Here is a 16536-nt window from a genome sequence, read left to right as displayed (position 1 = left end):
GACTTTATTTATCGCTTTCGCGCCGCCTTGCCCCTCACTCCACCGTCACGCTCTTCGCCAGGTTCCGCGGCTTGTCCACATCCGTGCCCCGCGCGCACGCGGTGTGGTACGCCAGCAATTGCAGCGGCACCGTATGCAGGATGGGCGACAGCTTGCCGTAGTGCTCCGGCATGCGGATCACATGCATGCCGGGGTCGCGCACGATCTGGCTGTCCGCGTCCGCGAAGACATACAGTTCGCCGCCGCGCGCGCGCACTTCCTGCATGTTGGACTTCAGTTTCTCCAGCAAGGCGTCCTTGGGGGCAATGGTGACCACGGGCATCTGGTCCGTGACCAGGGCCAGCGGCCCGTGCTTGAGTTCGCCGGCCGGGTAGGCCTCCGCGTGGATGTAGCTGATTTCCTTCAGCTTCAGCGCACCTTCCAGTGCGACCGGATAGTGCATCCCGCGTCCCAGGAACAGGGCGTTTTCCTTGGACGCGAAACGCTCGGCCCAAGAGATGATCTGCGGCTCCAGCGCCAGCACGGAACTGATGGCGGCGGGCAAGTGGCGCAAGGCCTTCAGGTGCTCGGCCTCTTCCTCGTCGGTAAGACGGCCATGTACCTGCGCCAACGCCAGTGTCAACATGAACAGCGCCGCCAGCTGGGTGGTGAAGGCCTTGGTCGAAGCCACGCCTATCTCCACGCCGGCGCGCGTGATGAAGGCCAGCTGGCACTCCCGCACCATGGCGCTGGTCGCCACATTGCAGATGGTAAGGGTATGGGTCATGCCCAAACTGCGCGCATGCTTGAGCGCGGCCAGGGTGTCGGCCGTTTCGCCCGACTGCGAAATCGTCACCACCAGCGAACGCGGATTGGGCACGCTGTCCCGATAGCGATATTCGCTGGCGATCTCCACCGCCACCGGTATCTTGGCAATCGATTCAATCCAGTACTTGGCCGTCAGCCCCGCGTAGTAGCTGGTGCCGCAAGCCAGGATCAAGAGGGAATCCGCCTCCTTGAATATCTTGTAGGCGCCGTCGCCGAACAACTCCGGCGTGATGGTCTCGATATCCTGCAAGGTATCGCCCACGGCGCGCGGCTGCTCGAAGATTTCCTTCTGCATGAAATGGCGATAGGGCCCCAGCTCGGCGGCGCCGCTGTGGACCTGCACGGTATTGACCTTGCGTTCGACGGCACGGCCCTGGTGATCGGTGATCCACACGCGCGACAACTGCAGGTCCACTACGTCGCCATCTTCCAGATAGATGATCTGGTCCGTGGTACCCGCCAGCGCCAGCGCGTCCGACGCCAGGAAGTTCTCGTTCTTGCCCAGCCCGACAACCAGGGGCGACCCCTGGCGCGCGCCGACCACGCGATGCGGCTCGTCGCGGCAGAACACGGCGATGGCATACGCGCCCTGCAAGCGCCGCACGGCCTGCTGCACGGCTTCTAGCAGATCGCCGGAATACAGATGGTTGACCAGGTGCGCGATGACCTCGGTGTCGGTCTGGCTTTCGAAAACATAGCCGGCCGCCTGCAACTCCGCGCGCAACTCGTCGTGGTTTTCGATGATGCCGTTATGGACCAGCGCAATGCGCGGCTTGTCGTGGCCATGGGCCGAGAAATGCGGGTGCGCGTTGTGCGTGGCGGGCGCGCCATGGGTGGCCCAGCGCGTATGGGAAATCCCGGTGTAGCCTGTCAGGTGTTCCTGGTCGATCAGCGCGGCCAGTTCGGAAACGCGCTCGGTGCTGCGGGTGCGCCGCAGTTCGCCATCCGCGTAGACCGCCACGCCGCAGGAGTCGTAGCCCCGGTATTCAAGACGGCGCAGGCCCTCGACCAGGACAGGAGTAATGTCGCGCTGGGCGACGGCACCGACGATTCCGCACATGGCAGGCTCCGGGAAGATTGAAGACAAGCGCCATTGTGGGTGGACGAGCGAGAAATAAGATTTCTTTATTCCGCCAAAGATGAACTAATATTTAATGACAAATTTATGTCGAAATTTATTCGATAAACGTTGGGAATTATGGAATTTTCTATCTTCCGATGAGTGATACGCCCCCGTTGATCCCGTTCGATGACCTCGACCGTCGCATCCTGGCCCAGTTGCAGGACGACGCCTCCCTCACCAACCAGGAGCTGGCCGAGAAGGTCCACGCGTCGCCGCCCACCTGCCTGCGCCGCGTGCGACGGCTGGTGGAAACCGGTGTGATCGAAAAGCAGGTGGCCATCCTGGACCCCGCCCGCCTGGGCAGCACCCTGACGGCGATCGTGGAAATCACGCTGGACATCCAGGCCGCGGAAAAGATGACGGAATTCGAAGCCAGGATGCAGGACGAAGCGGCCATCCTGCAGTGCTACCGGGTCTCGCCGGGTCCCGACTTCGTCTTGATCGCGCAGGTTAGCGACATGCCCGCCTACCATGCGCTGGTGCATCGGGCATTCACGGCGCAGGCCAATGTGCGCAACGTGCGGACGTTCTTTTCCGTGCATCGGTCGAAATTCGAAACACGGGTGGCGGTGACGCCGAGGGAACCGTAGGCCATCCGGTGCGCGGCGCCTGCCCGGGCGTGGGGCATCCTGGCCCGCACCCGCGCCATGGCGCAAGCGCCGTCAGTGCGCCAGCCGCGCGGCCTCGCCCCGCTCGCGCAGCAGGCGCTCGAACTGCTCCAGGTAGCGATGGCCCATCGTGGCCACATCGTGCTCGACGCGCACGTAGTCATAGGCGCGCTCGGTCACGGCGCGGCGCATGACGTCATCATCCAGCAGGGTCGCCATGCCTTGCGCCATCGCTCGGTAATCCTCCACCGCGCACAGGATGCCGCGCCCGTCGGCCAGGCTTTCCTTCAGGCCGCCGGCGTCCGTCGACACCACCGGCACGCGCTGCAGGAACGCATCGAACACGCTGCTGCCCAGCGCCTCTTCGCGCGACGTCATGGCGAAGACGTCCATGCAGGGATAGAAATCCTCCACGCCCTTGCGGAACCCGGCAAACAGGTAGACGTCCTGCAGGCCCAGCTCGGCCACCAGCGCACGCGCCTGGGCTTCCTCGTTGCCGCCGGCGCCAAAATGCACGAACAGGAAGTCCAGCCGTGTCCGCGCCAGTTCCGCCACGGCCCGTATCATGGTCAAGGGGTCCTTGTCGTGTATCAGCGCGGCCGATGTCGCGATGACGCGCTTGCCCGGCACCTTGAACTCCGCCGCCAGCCGCGCCTGGTTCTGCGCGTCGGGCGGCGCGGGCGCCACCGCGCTGCGGATGATCACAGGCGCCAGGCCCAGCCGCCGCGGCTCGATCGCCGCCATCTCGCTGATCGCCACGAACAGGTCGACGTGGCGCCACTTGAAGCCGGTCTTCCATTCCTCGTTGGGCTTGACCACGAAGGACGTGCGCCGCGAGAAAACCACAGGACGCCGATGGATAGGCTTGGTCAGCACGGCCCACGTCACGGTGTTCGCGGTCTGCGCATGAATGATGTCGTAGCGGCCGCCGCGCCTGGCAAGAAAACCGATCTGCCCAGGCACGCCGGACACGGCATGCACCTTGAACCCCTGCTCCACGGCGCGCTGTGCCAGCGGCGCGCCGGCACGGGCAAGCAACTCCACGTCATGCCCCGCATCCCGGAAGGCCATCATGCAGTAGAGCGTCTGCCGCTCCCCGCCGCGCCAGCCTTTCTCGAAATTCAGTTGCAGGATTCTCATGCGCGGCCGATACCCTCGTACTCGAAGCCCGCTGCCTTCAGGTCCGCCGCGTTGTACTGGTTCCGGCCATCGAGAACCAGGGGCGTTTTCAACAGCGCACGCACACGCTCGAAATCGGGCGCGCGGAAGACCTTCCACTCCGTGACCAGCACCAGGCCGTCGGCGCCCTCCAGGGCGTCGTACATATCGGTCACGAAGGTCACGCGCGGATTGTGCTTCAACACCTTGGCGGCCTCGTCCATGGCCACCGGATCATAGGCGCGGATCGTGGCGCCGCGCCGGGTCAGTTCCTCGATCACGGTCAGGCTGGGAGCCTCGCGCATATCGTCGGTGTTGGGCTTGAACGCCAGGCCCCACACGGCGAAACACCGGCCGCTCAGGTCCTCGCCATAGCGGCGCACGATCTTGCGCGCCAGGCGGAATTTCTGTTCGTCGTTGGCCGCTTCCACCGCCTCGATCACCCGCATCGGCAGCTGGTGTTCGCCGGCCATGCGGCTCAGCGCCTGCACGTCCTTGGGGAAGCAGGACCCGCCATAGCCCGCGCCGGGATAAAGAAAGTGATAGCCGATGCGTGGATCGGCGCCGATGCCGCGACGCACCTGCTCGATGTCCGCGCCCACGGCCTCGGCCAGGTTGGCCATTTCGTTCATGAAGGAGATGCGCGTGGCCAGCATGGCGTTGGCCGCGTACTTGGTGAGTTCCGCCGAACGCACGTCCATCACCATCAGGCGGTCGTGCGTGCGCTGGAAGGGCTCGTAAATCCGTCGCATGACGCCCACGGTGTACTCGTCGTCGGCGCCGACGACGACGCGGTCGGGGCTCATGAAATCATGGATGGCCGCGCCTTCCTTGAGGAATTCCGGATTGGACGCGACGCTGAAGGGCAGATCGACGCCCCGCTCGGCCAGCACTTCGGCGACCGCGGCGCGCACCTTGTCCGCCGTGCCCACCGGCACGGTGGACTTGTCGACGATGATCTTGCGACCGGTCATGTGGCGCGCGATGCCGCGCGCGGCAGCCAGCACGTATTGCAGGTCGGCCGAGCCATCCTCGCCCGGCGGGGTGCCGACGGCGATGAACTGCACGTCGCCATGCGCCACGCTGGCGGCGACGTCGTCCGTGAAGTGCAGCCGCCCGGCCTGGACGTTGCGGCGGACCAGGTCTTCCAGGCCCGGCTCGTAGATCGGAATGCCGCCTTCGCGCAGGAAGGCCACCTTGGCGCTATTGACGTCCAGGCACATGACGTCGTTGCCCATTTCAGCCAGACAGGCACCCGACACCAGGCCCACGTAGCCCGTACCCACCACGGTAATCTTCATCGCATTCGCCCTAGAAAACATGGCGCGTGACTCGTCACGCGGCCGATGCACGGGATTATAGGGCCCACCCCCGGCCCCGGCCCCGGCAGCGGGAAGCGGCCGGGCCAGGGCGGCAGGGGGTTCGCATGGCGTCGCGCGCGAGTGTCGTGCGGGGCTGTCGTGCGGGGCTGTCGTGCGTGGTGTCGCCCGGCCTTGCCGGGCGCCTGGCCTAGGCCTCCGGCGTCACGGCCCTGAAACGTACCGTGTTGACCAGCACCGCGGCGCCGGCGCAGACGGCGCCCAGGATCAAGGCCAGCGACGGGCCATGCGCGGTCGTCAGGCCGAAGGCGGTCGCCACCAAGGCGGTGCCGCAGCTTTGGCCAAAGACCCGGGTGGTAGCCTGCAGGCCGCCGATGGCGCCGCTGCGCGAGCGCGGCGCCGATCCGATCATCGACCGGTTGTTCGGCGTCTGGAAAAAACCGAAACCCAGGCCGCAGGCGAACATGACCACCATGATGGTGGTGTTGCCCACGTCGTGCGGCAGCAGCGTCATGCCCACCAGCCCCAGCACCATGACCGCGGCGCCGATGCCGCTGAGCGTGGCCGCCGAGTAGCGGTCCGACATGCGGCCCGCCAGCGGCGCGACAACGGCCGTGCCGACGGGCCAGGCCGCCATCAGCATGCCCACCTGCAAGGGCGGGCGCTCCAGCACCGACTGGAAGAAAAACGGCAGGGCGACATAGGACGCCATCTGCGCCGCGAACGTGCAGGCGGACGCCGCCACGGCGTAGGCGATGGGCTGGATGCGCAACAGGTCCACCGGCGCCAGGGGAGCGGTCTGCTTCGTGGCGCGCCGGACCAGGAAATACCCCGCCACGGTGGAGATGGCGATCAACCCCACGCCCTTGACCGGGTCCGCCACCAGCTTGTCGACGCCGATGATGAAGACACCCAGCGTCAACATGTTCAACAGGGCGCTGATGGCATCGAAGCGCGTATTGGTGCGCGGCACGTCGGGCAGGAAGCGTAGCCAGAACATGCCCAGTATGCCCAGCGGCACGTTGACCGCGAAGATCCACGGCCAGGCGGCCACCGACAGGATGGCCGACCCTATCGTCGGCCCCAGCACCGACATCACGGCCACCGTCGTGGCATTCAGGCTGATACCGCGCCCCAGCTTGGAATGGGGATAGATATGGCGGACGAGACCGCCGAACATGCACATCAGCGACGCCGCGCCCACGCCCTGGAAGATGCGGGCCAGCGTCAACGTCATCAGCGAATTGGCCATGGCGCAACCCAGCGACGCCACGGTGAACAGCCCCAGCCCCATGGCGAACATGCGGCGAAAGCCCACGCGCTCGGCCAGCGACGACAGGGGCAGCAGCATGACCACCAGCGCCACGCTGTAGGCGTTGACGATCCATACGGAGTCCGCGGGATCCACGCCAAGGTCATGGGAAATCGTGGGCAGGGCGACGTTGGCGATGGTGCTGTCCAGCACCGACAGGCTGATGCCCAGCATCACCACGCTGGCCGCCCAATAGCGGCGCGGGGTGGGCAGCCCGTCCTGGGCGGCGCCCTTGGACGCGGCAGGACCGCCGGCGGCGGCGCCAGGCGCCGGACCGGCCGGAGAAGCGGGGGTGTCCTTCATGGTTTCTTCTTGGTCGGCCGGGTCCAGCCGGGCACGGAAGCCTGGCGCGCGCGCGAGATGGTCAATTGTTCGGCGGGCGCGTCGCGCGTGAGCGTGGTGCCGGCGCCCAAGGTGGCGCCGCGGCCCACGCGCACCGGTGCGACGAGCTGCGTATCGGACCCGACGAAGACGTCGTCCTCGATGATGGTGCGATGCTTGTTCACGCCATCGTAGTTGCAGGTGATCGTACCCGCCCCGACGTTCACGCGCGCGCCGATGTCGGCATCGCCGATATAGGTCAGGTGATTGGCCTTGCTGTCGACCCCGATCACGGCATTCTTCACTTCGACGAAGTTGCCGATATGGGCCCGGTCGTGCAGTTCGGCGCCCGGGCGCAGCCGCGCATAAGGCCCGATGCGCGCCTGCGCGCCCACCTGGGCCTGCTGCAGGTGGCTGTAGGCCTCGACCTGCGTGCCCGCGCCCAGCTTGACGTCGCGCAACACGCAATGCGGCCCGATGCGCACGCCATCGGCCAGTTCGACACGGCCCTCGAACACGCAGCCGACGTCGATGTAGACGTCGCGGCCCACGGTCATGCTGCCGCGCAGGTCGAAACGGGCGGGATCCGCCAGCGTGACGCCGGCCTCCAGCAGGCGGCGCGCCTGTTCGCGCTGCCAGATCCGTTCCAGCTCGGCCTGTTGCACGCGGCTGTTGACGCCCAGGGTCTCCCAGGCGGCGGCCGGCTGCGCGGCGCCGACCGGCACGTCATCGGCCACGGCCAGCCCGACGGCGTCGGTCAGGTAGTACTCGCCCTGGGCATTGTTGTTGTCGATGCGGGTCAACCAGTCCTTCAAGCGGCCCGTAGGCGCGGCAATGATGCCGGTATTGACCTCGCGGATGGCGCGTTCCTGCTCGGTGGCGTCCTTGTGTTCGACGATGCGCGTGACCTGCCCCCGCGCGTCGCGCACGATGCGGCCGTAGCCCGTGGGGTCGGCCAAGGTCTCGGTCAGCACCGCCATGCCGCGGCCGCGCGCTTCCAGAAGGCGGCGCAAGGTCTCCGGCTGGACCAGCGGCACGTCGCCGTAAAGCACCAGCGTGGCGTCGTCCGCATCGCCTTCCAGCAGCAGCGGCGCGGCCTGCGCCACGGCATGGCCGGTGCCATGCTGGGGCTGTTGAAGGGCGAAATGCAGGTCCTCCTGGCCGGCATAGGCGGCGCGCACGCGGTCCGCGCCGTGACCGACCACGATGACGATGCGGGCCGGCTGCAAGCGGCGGGCGCTGTGCAGGACATGATCGAGCATGGGCCGGCCGGCCAGGGTATGCAAGACCTTGGGCAGGTCGGATTGCATGCGCTTGCCTAGGCCGGCGGCCAGAATGACGATGTTCAGCATAGGGAAAAACTTCGCAATAGCGCCCCGCGCGGCAAGCGGCGGAGCGGGAGAAGGGCCATCGAGCGGCCCGGACGGGGTGGCATTTTACGAGAGCGGACGGCGCGATCCTGCAACACGGACTGCGTTGCGAGGGGTGCCGTCGGTCGTGGTCTTGGACAAGGGCTTCTTCGCGGCGGGACGGGCGGCCGGTGACGGCTTGCCCGCACCCTTGGCAACGGGAGGCTTGGCGACCGGGGCCTTGGCGATGGCATGGGGCCGCGTCGAACTGACGCTGGCGGCCTTGCTGCCACCACGCGGCTTGGCGGGCGTCCTGGCCCCGCCCGGCTGCGCGCCCGCCGTCCTGGCCGCGCCGGCCTTGGGGTCGGCCTTGGCGGCCTTGCCGCCGCCGGACTTGCCGGCCGGCTTCGGGGCAGGCGCCGCCTTCTTCGTCACGGACTGGCCGGCACCGGCGCCCGTGGACGACGTGGATTCCGCACCGCGCGTGGCGGCGCCCATGCCTTGCATCCCACCCGGCATGGAAGCCGCCGTCGCCGCGGCCAATTGGCCGAACTGCTGCTGCAGCAGGTTCCACCAGGCTTCCGACGCGGATTGCGCCGCGCCGCCCAGGAAGGCAGGCACCGCACCCACGCCAGGGGTGGCGGCAGCGTCAGGCGCGGCCTGTCCGCCGCCCGCCGCACCGGTCGGCGACGCGTTGCCCGCCGCGTTATCTTCCGGCGGCTCTTCATCGGTTTCGTCGTAAGGATCGTCCTCGTCCGCGCCTTCGGCTCCCTCGGCCTCGGGGGCGCGAACGGGCGCGGCGCCGTACGCCGACCTCGGACCTTGTCCGCCAGCCGCCGCGGCGGACGCGCCAGGCGCCGCACCGGCGGCCGGTCGCGCGGTCTGCCCCGCCGGCTTCAGGCCCAGCACCACTTCCAGCGGCGAAGCATCGCCCCATTGCGCGCCGGCGGCGGCCTGGCTGCTGACGCTATCAACGAAAGAGCGCAGCGTATTGATGGTGGAGCGCTGCACTTCCAGGCCTTGTATCGTGCTGCCCAGCATGGAGAGGTTCAGCCGCAGCCAGCTTTCCACGGTGCGCAGTTCCGCGATGCGGCGATCGAGGTCCTCCAGGTTCAGCGGCGGCGTCATCGGCATGACTTGCGCCAGGCCGCCCGGTCCCATCAAGCCGGCCCAGGCTTTACGCATCATTTCCATGCTGGCGAGCAAGGGATTGCCGGCCGCGTCGCCGGACTGCCCCAGGCCGGGGAGGATGAAGGGGTTGCTATGCGGGTCGGTCATCAGTCTCTCTCGTGGGGCCTGACCGTCCCGCGCGTTCGGAGGTTCGCCGCGCGGCCCGATACCGCCGCTCATCGCGGCAGCAGCTGGTTGTTTTCCACGCGTATGGCTTGGCCCGTCGAATATTGGAACGGCGTATCACTGCGGAAAGTGTGTGTGCGGCCATCATTGGTGCGGGCAACCAACTGATAACGCGTCACGGTTTTCTGGTTCATATTACGCTCGATTTCCCTGCCTGCCAAAGCGCCGCCCACGGCGCCCAGCACCGTCAAGGCCGTCTTGCCGCCACCACCGCCGAACTGGTTGCCAACGACGCCGCCCACCACGCCGCCGGCGACCGTGCCGACGATGTGGTTGCTGGTATCCTGCACCGGGACCTGCACTTGGCCCATCGACACGACGGTGCCGCATTGCGGGCACTGGGCCGCGTCGTTCTGGGCGGCGGGCGGCACGCCCTGCTGCTGCGGCGTGTTCCGCGGCGGGACGCTGGATTGCGCCACACGGGGTTGCGCCGCATTGGATTGCGCCGTGGCCGGCGCCTGGCGCGCCGCGCCTTGCTGGGGCGGCGCAACGCCCTGCTGCGGCGGCATGACGCCCTGCTGGGCCTGTGCCGGCAAGGGCGCCAGGTTCGCGTTGGCGGGATCGTTTTGCGCCACGGCCGCCTGGTTGGCGTCATCCTGCCTGCCGCTCGACGTCGGCAGCCAGCCGCCGATGGCGGCGACGGCCACGCCGCACAGTACGATGACGCAGACAGCCGCGGTGGCCACCAGCGGATGCAGGCCGCGGCGCGATTCTGATTGGGTAGGGGCGGTATTCATGTCATTTTCCTTGCAAAGCCGTCCATGGCGGATGTATAGCATCGGTATACGCTTACAACCCATGAGCAAGGTGACCGTTTGCAAGAGTTGCAAGGCCATTCATGAATGTCGGAAACAGCTGTGACCAGACTCTGATGGCCGTCCATGCGACCTGGGTTCTACTGGGAGAATGGCTTGATGGACGATAGCACGCCGATCTCGATCACGCAGCTTGAGCAGGCCATCAATTACTGGCGGTCCCGTTCGCCGTCGACCGGCGAGGAAGCGCGCCTGGGGCGCGAGGCCGCTGCCCTGGCGACGCCTTATGCGCTGCTGATATACACGGGCGCGCGCGAGCTTCGCGCCGCCAGCCTGGATGAAGCGGGACGCCAGGCCTATGCCGCCTGGCTGGATGCCGTCCAGCCGGGACCGCCGGCCGCGGCGACCAATCCCACGACCAATCCGGCGACAAACTCAGCGATCAATCCAGCGATCAAGCCAACAAAAGCTTGATGTCGTGCACCAGCGCGTCCACGCCCGCATTGTTGTTGACCAGGACTTGGGCCTCGCCCTTCTGGTCCAGCAGGTAGAAGGCGGCGCTGTGGTCCATGCTGTAGTCCGAGCCGTCCTTGGTGGGCACCTTGGCGTAGTAGGCCTTGAATGAAGAGGCCGCCGCCTTCAACTGCGCCACGCTGCCGGTCAGACCGACGAAGCCGGGATTGAAGGTGGTGACGTACTGCTTCATCACCTCGGGCGTATCGCGCTCGGGATCGACGGTGATCATCACCACCTGCACGCGCGCGGCGTCGGCACCCAGCGCCTGCATGACCTGGGCCAGCTCGGCCAGCGATGTGGGGCAGACGTCCGGGCAATGCGTGTAGCCGAAGAAAGCCACCACCACCTTGCCGGCGAAATCGCCCATCGCGCGCGGCTTGCCGTCCTGGTCGACCATCGCCACGTCCTTGCCCAGGTGCGTGCCCGCGATGCTGCTGCCCTTGAAGGCGGGACGATCCTTGCAGGCCGCCAGGGCAGCAAGCAGGGCGACGCCACCAAGAGCGCGCAATGCGACGCGGCGGGCGGGAACGATGGACATGGGGAAGTCTCCGGTAAGGCCCCGGCCGGGGCGCGAGGCCCGGAGGCATGGCACCCCGTGGCCGCGTGACGCCGCCGCTCAGGTCAGCAGCAGGCCGAGCCAGTGATCGATCAACAGGGCGCCGAACAACAGCGCCAGGTACAGGATGGAGTAGCGGAACATCGACCGCGACAGGGCATCGCTGTAGTCGCGGTACAGCCGCCAGGCATAGCGCAGGAAGACGCCGCCCAGCACCAGCGCGGCGACCAGATAGAGCAGGCCGCTCATGCGCAACGCATAGGGAATGAGCGTGCAGGCCAGCAGGGCGCAGCTGTACAACAGGATCTGCAGGCGGGTGTATTCGGGACCGTGCGTGATGGGAAGCATCGGCAGCCCGGCCTTTTCGTAGTCCTTGCTGCGATACAAGGCCAGGGCCCAGAAGTGCGGCGGCGTCCAGATGAAGATGATCAGCACCAGCGCCCAGGCCTCGGCCGGCACCGCATTGGCGACGGCGGCCCAGCCCAGCGCGGGCGGCATGGCGCCCGACAGGCCGCCGATGACGATGTTCTGCGGCGTGCGGGGCTTCAGAATGACGGTGTAGATGATGGCGTAGCCGACGAACGTGGCGAAGGTCAGCCACATGGTCAGCGGATTGACCAGGTTGTACAGCACCAGCATGCCGGCGCCCCCCAGCAAACCGGACAGCATCAGCACCTGCTGCGGCAGGATGGTGCCGCGCGCGGTCGGACGCCTGGCGGTGCGCAGCATGCGTGCGTCGACTTCCTGCTCGATCAGGCAGTTGATGGCGAACGCAGCCGCGGCAAGCAGCCAGATGCCGAGGGTGGCGAAGACCACGCGCTTCAGATCGGGCAAGCCGGGCGTCGCCAGGAACATGCCGATCACGGCACAGAAGACGGCGAGCTGGGTAACGCGGGGTTTGGTGAGCACCAGGTATTGGCGGAGCAATCCCTGGTCTGTGGCGGCAAGGCTGGTCATGGTGGCGTTATTCTAACTCCGCTCCGCGCCGTCGCGGGTGTCGGGGACGGGGGCAAGAGCCTGTTTACATTGGACAAATTGTCCCAGCGTGGCGCGAAACGGCGGCCCGCGCCGCTTCATACGCTGCGCAAGGCGGCCCGGCCGGCGGTCGCCAGGCGCACGCGCAGCGTGACCGCGGCCAGGACCAGGCCGGCGGCGCCACCGTTATGCAGGACGGCGATCAACAAGGGCCATTCGAAGAAAATGGTGGTCAGGCCGGTCAGCAGTTGCGCCGCCAGCAGGGCCAGCACCAGCGTGGCCGGCCCGCGCAGGCCCGGTTCGGCCCGCATGCGCCAGGCGAGCAGGCCCATGTAGAGGAAAACCACGAACGCGAAATTCCGGTGCACCCAGTGGATGGCGGTCAGGGCGTACTGCGAAATCATTTCGCCCGACGGCAGTTCACCCAGGGCACGGAAGACCGAAAAGCCACCCGCGAAGTCCATGGGCGGCACCCAATGTCCCTGGCACATGGGAAAGTCCATGCACGCCAGGGCGGCGTAGTTGGTGCTCACCCACCCGCCCAGCGTGATCTGGATGAACAGCAGCAGCAAGCCGCCGGTCATCCATCCGCGCCAGCGCGCCGCCGACGCCGCCAGCGCCTGGTACGGACGCTCGCGCGCCGCCAGCCAGGTCATCATGGTGAGGGTAAGCATGCCGAACACCAGGTGGGCCGTCACGACCGCGGGCATGAGCTGGTGGGTCACGGTCCAGGCGCCGAAGGCGCCTTGCACGCACACGATGACCAGCGCGGCCACCGCGAGCAAGGGCGACCGCCCCAGGCGGCCCCGATAGCGGAACGCCATGTACACGATGGCGATGATCAGCATGCCCAGCAGCGACCCCGCATAGCGGTGGATCATCTCGATCCAGGCCTTGGACAGCGACACCGCCCCGAACGGCATGGCCTGGTTGGCCTGATGGATATCGGCCAGCGACCCGAGGGGCGAGGCGCTGCCATAGCAGCCAGGCCAGTCGGGACAGCCCAGCCCCGAATCGGTCAGGCGCACGAAGGCCCCGAACATGATCAGGTCCAGGGTCAGGAACCAGGTAAAGAAAACCAGGTTGCGATAACGGAGGACGATGGCGTCCAGGCCGGAGACATTCACTGCGGCGGTCACTTGGAGTTGCGGCGCGGTCGGCATGCTAGCCTATGCGCGAGTTGTAGATCAGCTTGCTGAGGTCGCTCCGCACCTTGACGGGATCGGCGTCAGGCGGGAACCGCAGCATCAGGTGGCCCAGCGGGTCGACCAGCCACATCGGCCCCGCCAGGGCCCCGGACGCCGTTGCGGGGTCCGCGCCGGCCTCCAGCAGGAAAGCCGCCAACTGCTCCGGCCGCGCCCGCACCATGACCGTGCCCACGTAGGCGTCCAGCACCTTGCTCGGCACCGGCGCGTCATCCGTGATGAACCAGACACGCGCCACGCGGTCCACATTCTTCCCCTGGCTGGCGTGGGTATTGCGGATGATAAACAGCTTGCGCGCGCAGGAGTCCGGGCAGGCGCCGCCGTCGGCGGTCATCAGCAGCCACTTGCCGCGCAATTGGCGCAGGTCGTAAGGCTGTCCGTCCAGCGTGGCCAGCGGCAACTGCCCGGGACCGGGCAGATCGCGCTGCGGTTCGATAAGGGCGCCGTAGTTGCTGCCATCGCGTGGCCACCATTGGGGATTCAGGTAGAAGACCACGGCGGCGACCACGGGCGCCAGCGACACGAGAAAGACGATCAGCACGGTCAGCGCGCTGCGCCGGCGCGCAGGCGGGTGCGTATCGCCAGCAGTCGTAGAGGTCATCGTCACAAGCAGGATTCCTGTCTTTTTCGTGTACCGGCGCTGCCCCGTCGGGACCGGCCGGCCATCAGTTTAACGGTTGCCCGGGTCCCCGCCGGACCGCCTTCGCCATGCGCGCCACGCCACCACCAGGAAAGCAATGCCGGCGATGCTCGCGAAGCCGAACCATTGCAGCGCATATCCCTGGTTCTGGTTGAAATCGACGGACGGCTGCGGCCAATCATGCTTGAGCACGTCCTCATCGGCGTCGCTTTGCTCCAGCACCACGGGCAGCAAGCGAAAGCCGCTGGCGCGGCCGTACTCGGCCAGGTCCAGGTTCTGCACGGTGGGCGGCTTGCCGTCGGCGGCCGGCAGGCGCTGGGGCAGCGCATCCATGGCGGCCCCGCCGAAATGCCAAAGTTCGAACAGGCGCGGCACGCGCTCGGCAAGTTCGCCCGTCACGTGCTGGATGCCGGGCGGGGCCGGCGGCGCGACGGCCGGCGGCTGGCCTGGCTGGGCGCGCGCCATCCACCCGCGCAGCACCAGCACCGCCGTTGCCGGTGTGCTGCCTTCCAGCAATAGGGGCGTGGCGATCCAGTAGCCGGGACGGCCCTCGCGGTTGCGATTGTCGAGCACCACCGTGAGATCGTCGCGGTAGTGTCCGTTGGCCTGCGCCGGCCGCCAGGGCTGCAGGTCCGTGGGCGGCGTATCGGCCGCCAGCATCAGCGGCGGTTGCGAACGGCCCCGCTCGATGGCCGCGAGGATGGCGCGCCGCTCATCGGCGCGGCGCAGCTGCCAGCGGCCCAGCGAAACCAGCACGACGACGGCCGCGGCCAGCAGGAGCAGGGCGGCCAACGTGCGTGCGGTGCTGTGAGGACGTACCATGTATATCTACAACGATTATTTCATTCGGGGCGTCCGCGCCCGCGGAGACTGCCATGCGCGTACTTGTCGTCGTCGCTTTCATCGGCATCCTGGTCAGCCTGGGGTCGGCCCTGGTCTACCTGATGAAGGACAAGGGAACGACCAATCGTACGGTCAATGCGCTGACGGTGCGCATCGGCCTCTCGGTGGCCTTGTTCCTGTTCGTGCTGCTGGCCAACCAGCTGGGTTGGATTCAAAGCACGGGGATTAGATAGGGCGCCGGCCACGAGGTTCCCGCCCCGGCAGGACTCGCCGCAAGGCGTGATCGCCGGAGCGCCGGACGGCCTCGACAACGCGCGGCACCCGCGCGTCCAGTCGCCGCGCCCCCGTCCCCGTTCCCTATACGGACGGGGGTTCAATTCCCCCCGCCGGCCTACATCCAGTACACGAACAAATACAGCCCCAGCCACACCACATCGACGAAGTGCCAATACCAGGCGGCGCCTTCGAAGCCGAAGTGATGGTCGGCCGTGAAATGGCCGCGCAGCAGGCGCACCAGCATGACGGTGAGCATGGTCGCGCCCATGATCACGTGAAAGCCGTGGAAGCCGGTGAGCATGAAGAACAAGGACCCATAGGCGCCCGAGCTGAACTTCAGGTTCAGTTCGGTATAGGCATGGTGGTATTCCGTGGCCTGGCAGGCGACGAAGATGAAGCCCAGGATGATGGTGCACGCCAGCCAGAATATCGTCTTGCCCCGATGGTTCTCGCGCAAGGCATGGTGGGCGATGGTCAGCGTGACGCCGGAACTCAGCAGCAGGGCCGTGTTGATGGTGGGCAGCCAGAACGGACCCACCGTCTGGAAGTGCTCCACCACGCCGGCCGGGCCGAAGTTGGGCCACACGGCGGAGAAGTCCGGCCATAGCAGCAGCTTGTGGTCGAGGTCGCCCAGCCACGGCGTGGAGATGGTGCGCACGTACCACAACGCGCCGAAGAAGCCGGCGAAGAACATGACTTCCGAGAAGATGAACCAGCTCATGCCCCAGCGGTAGGACACGTCCACCCGCTTGCTGTTCAGGCCGCCTTCCGATTCGCCGATGGCGTCGCCGAACCAGTAGTACAGCACGGCGATCACGCCGAGGATGCCGACCAGCACCATCCATTTGCCCAGGCCGGCGCCGTTGATCCAGGCCGCCGCGCCCACGGCGGTGACCAGCAAGGCCACCGCGCAACGCACCGGATGGCCGGAGTCCGCTGGCACGTAGTAATAGGGCGCACTTTTCGCTTCAACCGAGTGACCTGCACTCATGGTGTTCTCCCAGGTACGGATGTTCGAATACTTGTTCAACTGAGGCTGGCGACTGCCCAGCGCACGATGGATATCAGTACGACGACAAACAGCGCGCCCGCCAGCAGGGCCGCGATCACCAGGTGGACCGGATTGAGCCGGGCCGTATCCTCGCGATAACCGGCGCCCTTGCGGATGCCCAGCATGCCCCAGGCCACGGCCTTCAAGGTCTGAAGGAAGGACAACTTGCGTTGCGTGGCCTGCCCCGCGCTTGTCTTGTCATCGTCCATGGCCGTCCTCCGCCCGCGCAGCGCTCAAATCCCGCCCCGGGCGAGGGGCGTGAAGAGGCTGCTTCCCTTGAACAGCGCCCAGACGAAAATCACCAGCACGACGGCCAGCAGGGCCAGTCCCACGGTCTTGTTGCGACGGCGTTGTTCAGGCGTCATG

At 67.2% G+C, this 16536-nt stretch carries 16 protein-coding genes and 2 pseudogenes; 3 read left to right on the top strand and 15 right to left on the bottom strand.

The window, feature by feature from the left end:
* Window positions 1-34: 34 nt before the first annotated feature.
* A complete protein-coding gene (gene glmS, locus C7R54_RS11835) occupies window positions 35-1867 on the bottom strand; it encodes a glutamine--fructose-6-phosphate transaminase (isomerizing) (protein ID WP_129150644.1) in 1833 nt (610 codons plus the stop codon).
* A gap of 158 nt (window positions 1868-2025) precedes the next feature.
* Between glmS and C7R54_RS11830 the strand changes: the two genes are divergently transcribed.
* Window positions 2026-2520 (top strand): Lrp/AsnC family transcriptional regulator, encoded by a 495-nt coding sequence (locus tag C7R54_RS11830; protein WP_129150643.1) that lies wholly within the window; start codon window positions 2026-2028, stop codon window positions 2518-2520.
* A 72-nt stretch (window positions 2521-2592) separates the two neighbouring features.
* Here the strand turns inward: C7R54_RS11830 and C7R54_RS11825 are convergent, their stop codons facing one another.
* The 6 genes and pseudogenes from C7R54_RS11825 to C7R54_RS11800 all read right to left on the bottom strand — a co-directional run bounded on the left by C7R54_RS11825 (window position 2593) and on the right by C7R54_RS11800 (window position 10090).
* Complete coding sequence (locus tag C7R54_RS11825; protein WP_129150642.1) at window positions 2593-3678, bottom strand: glycosyltransferase; 1086 nt, start codon at window positions 3676-3678, stop codon at window positions 2593-2595.
* On the bottom strand, window positions 3675-4997 hold the full coding sequence (locus tag C7R54_RS11820) for a UDP-glucose dehydrogenase family protein (protein ID WP_129150641.1): 1323 nt from the start codon (window positions 4995-4997) through the stop codon (window positions 3675-3677). Before C7R54_RS11820 ends, C7R54_RS11825 begins: the two co-directional genes overlap by 4 nt.
* A gap of 208 nt (window positions 4998-5205) precedes the next feature.
* The gene (locus C7R54_RS11815; protein WP_129150640.1) at window positions 5206-6630 is read right to left on the bottom strand and encodes an MFS transporter; all 1425 of its coding nucleotides are present in this window, start codon (window positions 6628-6630) and stop codon (window positions 5206-5208) included.
* A complete protein-coding gene (gene glmU, locus C7R54_RS11810; RefSeq protein ID WP_129150639.1) occupies window positions 6627-8000 on the bottom strand; it encodes a bifunctional UDP-N-acetylglucosamine diphosphorylase/glucosamine-1-phosphate N-acetyltransferase GlmU in 1374 nt (457 codons plus the stop codon). The genes C7R54_RS11815 and glmU overlap by 4 nt, the downstream gene beginning before the upstream one ends.
* 636 nt (window positions 8001-8636) lie before the next feature.
* Window positions 8637-9275, bottom strand: a pseudogene (locus tag C7R54_RS11805) (PhaM family polyhydroxyalkanoate granule multifunctional regulatory protein); the annotation flags it as partial.
* A 68-nt stretch (window positions 9276-9343) separates the two neighbouring features.
* Window positions 9344-10090 carry a glycine zipper 2TM domain-containing protein gene (locus C7R54_RS11800; RefSeq protein WP_129150638.1) on the bottom strand — a complete coding sequence of 249 codons (747 nt, stop codon included), beginning with the start codon at window positions 10088-10090 and terminating at the stop codon, window positions 9344-9346.
* A gap of 177 nt (window positions 10091-10267) precedes the next feature.
* Between C7R54_RS11800 and C7R54_RS11795 the strand changes: the two are divergent.
* Window positions 10268-10486: pseudogene (locus C7R54_RS11795) on the top strand (DUF3717 domain-containing protein); the annotation flags it as partial.
* Between the two features lie 76 nt (window positions 10487-10562).
* On the opposite strand, the gene C7R54_RS11790 reads toward C7R54_RS11795, so the two are convergent.
* From C7R54_RS11790 to C7R54_RS11770, 5 genes are all read right to left on the bottom strand, one after another.
* On the bottom strand, window positions 10563-11162 hold the full coding sequence (locus tag C7R54_RS11790) for an SCO family protein (RefSeq protein WP_129150636.1): 600 nt from the start codon (window positions 11160-11162) through the stop codon (window positions 10563-10565).
* Between the two features lie 78 nt (window positions 11163-11240).
* On the bottom strand, window positions 11241-12137 hold the full coding sequence (gene cyoE, locus C7R54_RS11785) for a heme o synthase (RefSeq protein ID WP_129150635.1): 897 nt from the start codon (window positions 12135-12137) through the stop codon (window positions 11241-11243).
* 116 nt (window positions 12138-12253) lie between these two features.
* Window positions 12254-13267: a COX15/CtaA family protein gene (locus C7R54_RS11780; protein ID WP_129151035.1), complete on the bottom strand. Its 1014-nt coding sequence runs from the start codon at window positions 13265-13267 to the stop codon at window positions 12254-12256.
* Window positions 13268-13319: 52 nt separating this feature from the next.
* Window positions 13320-13961 (bottom strand): SCO family protein, encoded by a 642-nt coding sequence (locus tag C7R54_RS11775; RefSeq protein WP_129150634.1) that lies wholly within the window; start codon window positions 13959-13961, stop codon window positions 13320-13322.
* A 69-nt stretch (window positions 13962-14030) separates the two neighbouring features.
* Window positions 14031-14822, bottom strand: a complete 792-nt coding sequence (locus tag C7R54_RS11770) for an SURF1 family protein (RefSeq protein WP_129150633.1) — start codon at window positions 14820-14822, stop codon at window positions 14031-14033.
* A gap of 53 nt (window positions 14823-14875) precedes the next feature.
* Here C7R54_RS11770 and C7R54_RS11765 point away from each other — a divergent pair, with 53 nt between their 5' ends.
* The gene (locus C7R54_RS11765; RefSeq protein ID WP_129150632.1) at window positions 14876-15076 is read left to right on the top strand and encodes a twin transmembrane helix small protein; all 201 of its coding nucleotides are present in this window, start codon (window positions 14876-14878) and stop codon (window positions 15074-15076) included.
* Window positions 15077-15234: 158 nt separating this feature from the next.
* Here the strand turns inward: C7R54_RS11765 and C7R54_RS11760 are convergent, their stop codons facing one another.
* From C7R54_RS11760 to C7R54_RS29220, 3 genes are read right to left on the bottom strand one after another with little or no spacing between them, the layout of a single operon-like run.
* Entirely contained in the window at window positions 15235-16110 is an 876-nt protein-coding gene (locus C7R54_RS11760; protein ID WP_129150631.1) for a cytochrome c oxidase subunit 3, read from the bottom strand.
* Window positions 16111-16145: 35 nt separating this feature from the next.
* Window positions 16146-16379: a DUF2970 domain-containing protein gene (locus C7R54_RS11755; protein WP_129150630.1), complete on the bottom strand. Its 234-nt coding sequence runs from the start codon at window positions 16377-16379 to the stop codon at window positions 16146-16148.
* Window positions 16380-16403: 24 nt separating this feature from the next.
* Window positions 16404-16535, bottom strand: coding sequence for a cytochrome oxidase small assembly protein (locus C7R54_RS29220; RefSeq protein WP_240039493.1), 132 nt, complete (start codon window positions 16533-16535; stop codon window positions 16404-16406).
* Window position 16536 lies beyond the last annotated feature (1 nt).

This window comes from Achromobacter aloeverae, assembly GCF_004121055.1.
Classification (GTDB): Bacteria; Pseudomonadota; Gammaproteobacteria; order Burkholderiales; family Burkholderiaceae_B; genus Bordetella_C; species Bordetella_C aloeverae.
Note: the sequence above shows the minus strand (reverse complement) of the source record. Positions and strands in the feature narration are given on the sequence as shown.

Coding starts and splice junctions, on each gene's coding strand:
- C7R54_RS11790 (WP_129150636.1), bottom strand. CDS start 11,162: ATGTCCATCGTTCCCGCCCGCCGCGTCGCATTGCGCGCTCTTGGTGGC.
- C7R54_RS11820 (WP_129150641.1), bottom strand. CDS start 4,997: ATGAAGATTACCGTGGTGGGTACGGGCTACGTGGGCCTGGTGTCGGGT.
- C7R54_RS11770 (WP_129150633.1), bottom strand. CDS start 14,822: ATGGTACGTCCTCACAGCACCGCACGCACGTTGGCCGCCCTGCTCCTG.
- C7R54_RS11800 (WP_129150638.1), bottom strand. CDS start 10,090: ATGAATACCGCCCCTACCCAATCAGAATCGCGCCGCGGCCTGCATCCG.
- C7R54_RS11755 (WP_129150630.1), bottom strand. CDS start 16,379: ATGGACGATGACAAGACAAGCGCGGGGCAGGCCACGCAACGCAAGTTG.
- C7R54_RS11815 (WP_129150640.1), bottom strand. CDS start 6,630: ATGAAGGACACCCCCGCTTCTCCGGCCGGTCCGGCGCCTGGCGCCGCC.
- C7R54_RS29220 (WP_240039493.1), bottom strand. CDS start 16,535: ATGACGCCTGAACAACGCCGTCGCAACAAGACCGTGGGACTGGCCCTG.
- cyoE (WP_129150635.1), bottom strand. CDS start 12,137: ATGACCAGCCTTGCCGCCACAGACCAGGGATTGCTCCGCCAATACCTG.
- glmS (WP_129150644.1), bottom strand. CDS start 1,867: ATGTGCGGAATCGTCGGTGCCGTCGCCCAGCGCGACATTACTCCTGTC.
- C7R54_RS11760 (WP_129150631.1), bottom strand. CDS start 16,110: ATGAGTGCAGGTCACTCGGTTGAAGCGAAAAGTGCGCCCTATTACTAC.
- C7R54_RS11825 (WP_129150642.1), bottom strand. CDS start 3,678: ATGAGAATCCTGCAACTGAATTTCGAGAAAGGCTGGCGCGGCGGGGAG.
- glmU (WP_129150639.1), bottom strand. CDS start 8,000: ATGCTGAACATCGTCATTCTGGCCGCCGGCCTAGGCAAGCGCATGCAA.
- C7R54_RS11765 (WP_129150632.1), top strand. CDS start 14,876: ATGCGCGTACTTGTCGTCGTCGCTTTCATCGGCATCCTGGTCAGCCTG.
- C7R54_RS11775 (WP_129150634.1), bottom strand. CDS start 13,961: ATGACCTCTACGACTGCTGGCGATACGCACCCGCCTGCGCGCCGGCGC.
- C7R54_RS11830 (WP_129150643.1), top strand. CDS start 2,026: ATGAGTGATACGCCCCCGTTGATCCCGTTCGATGACCTCGACCGTCGC.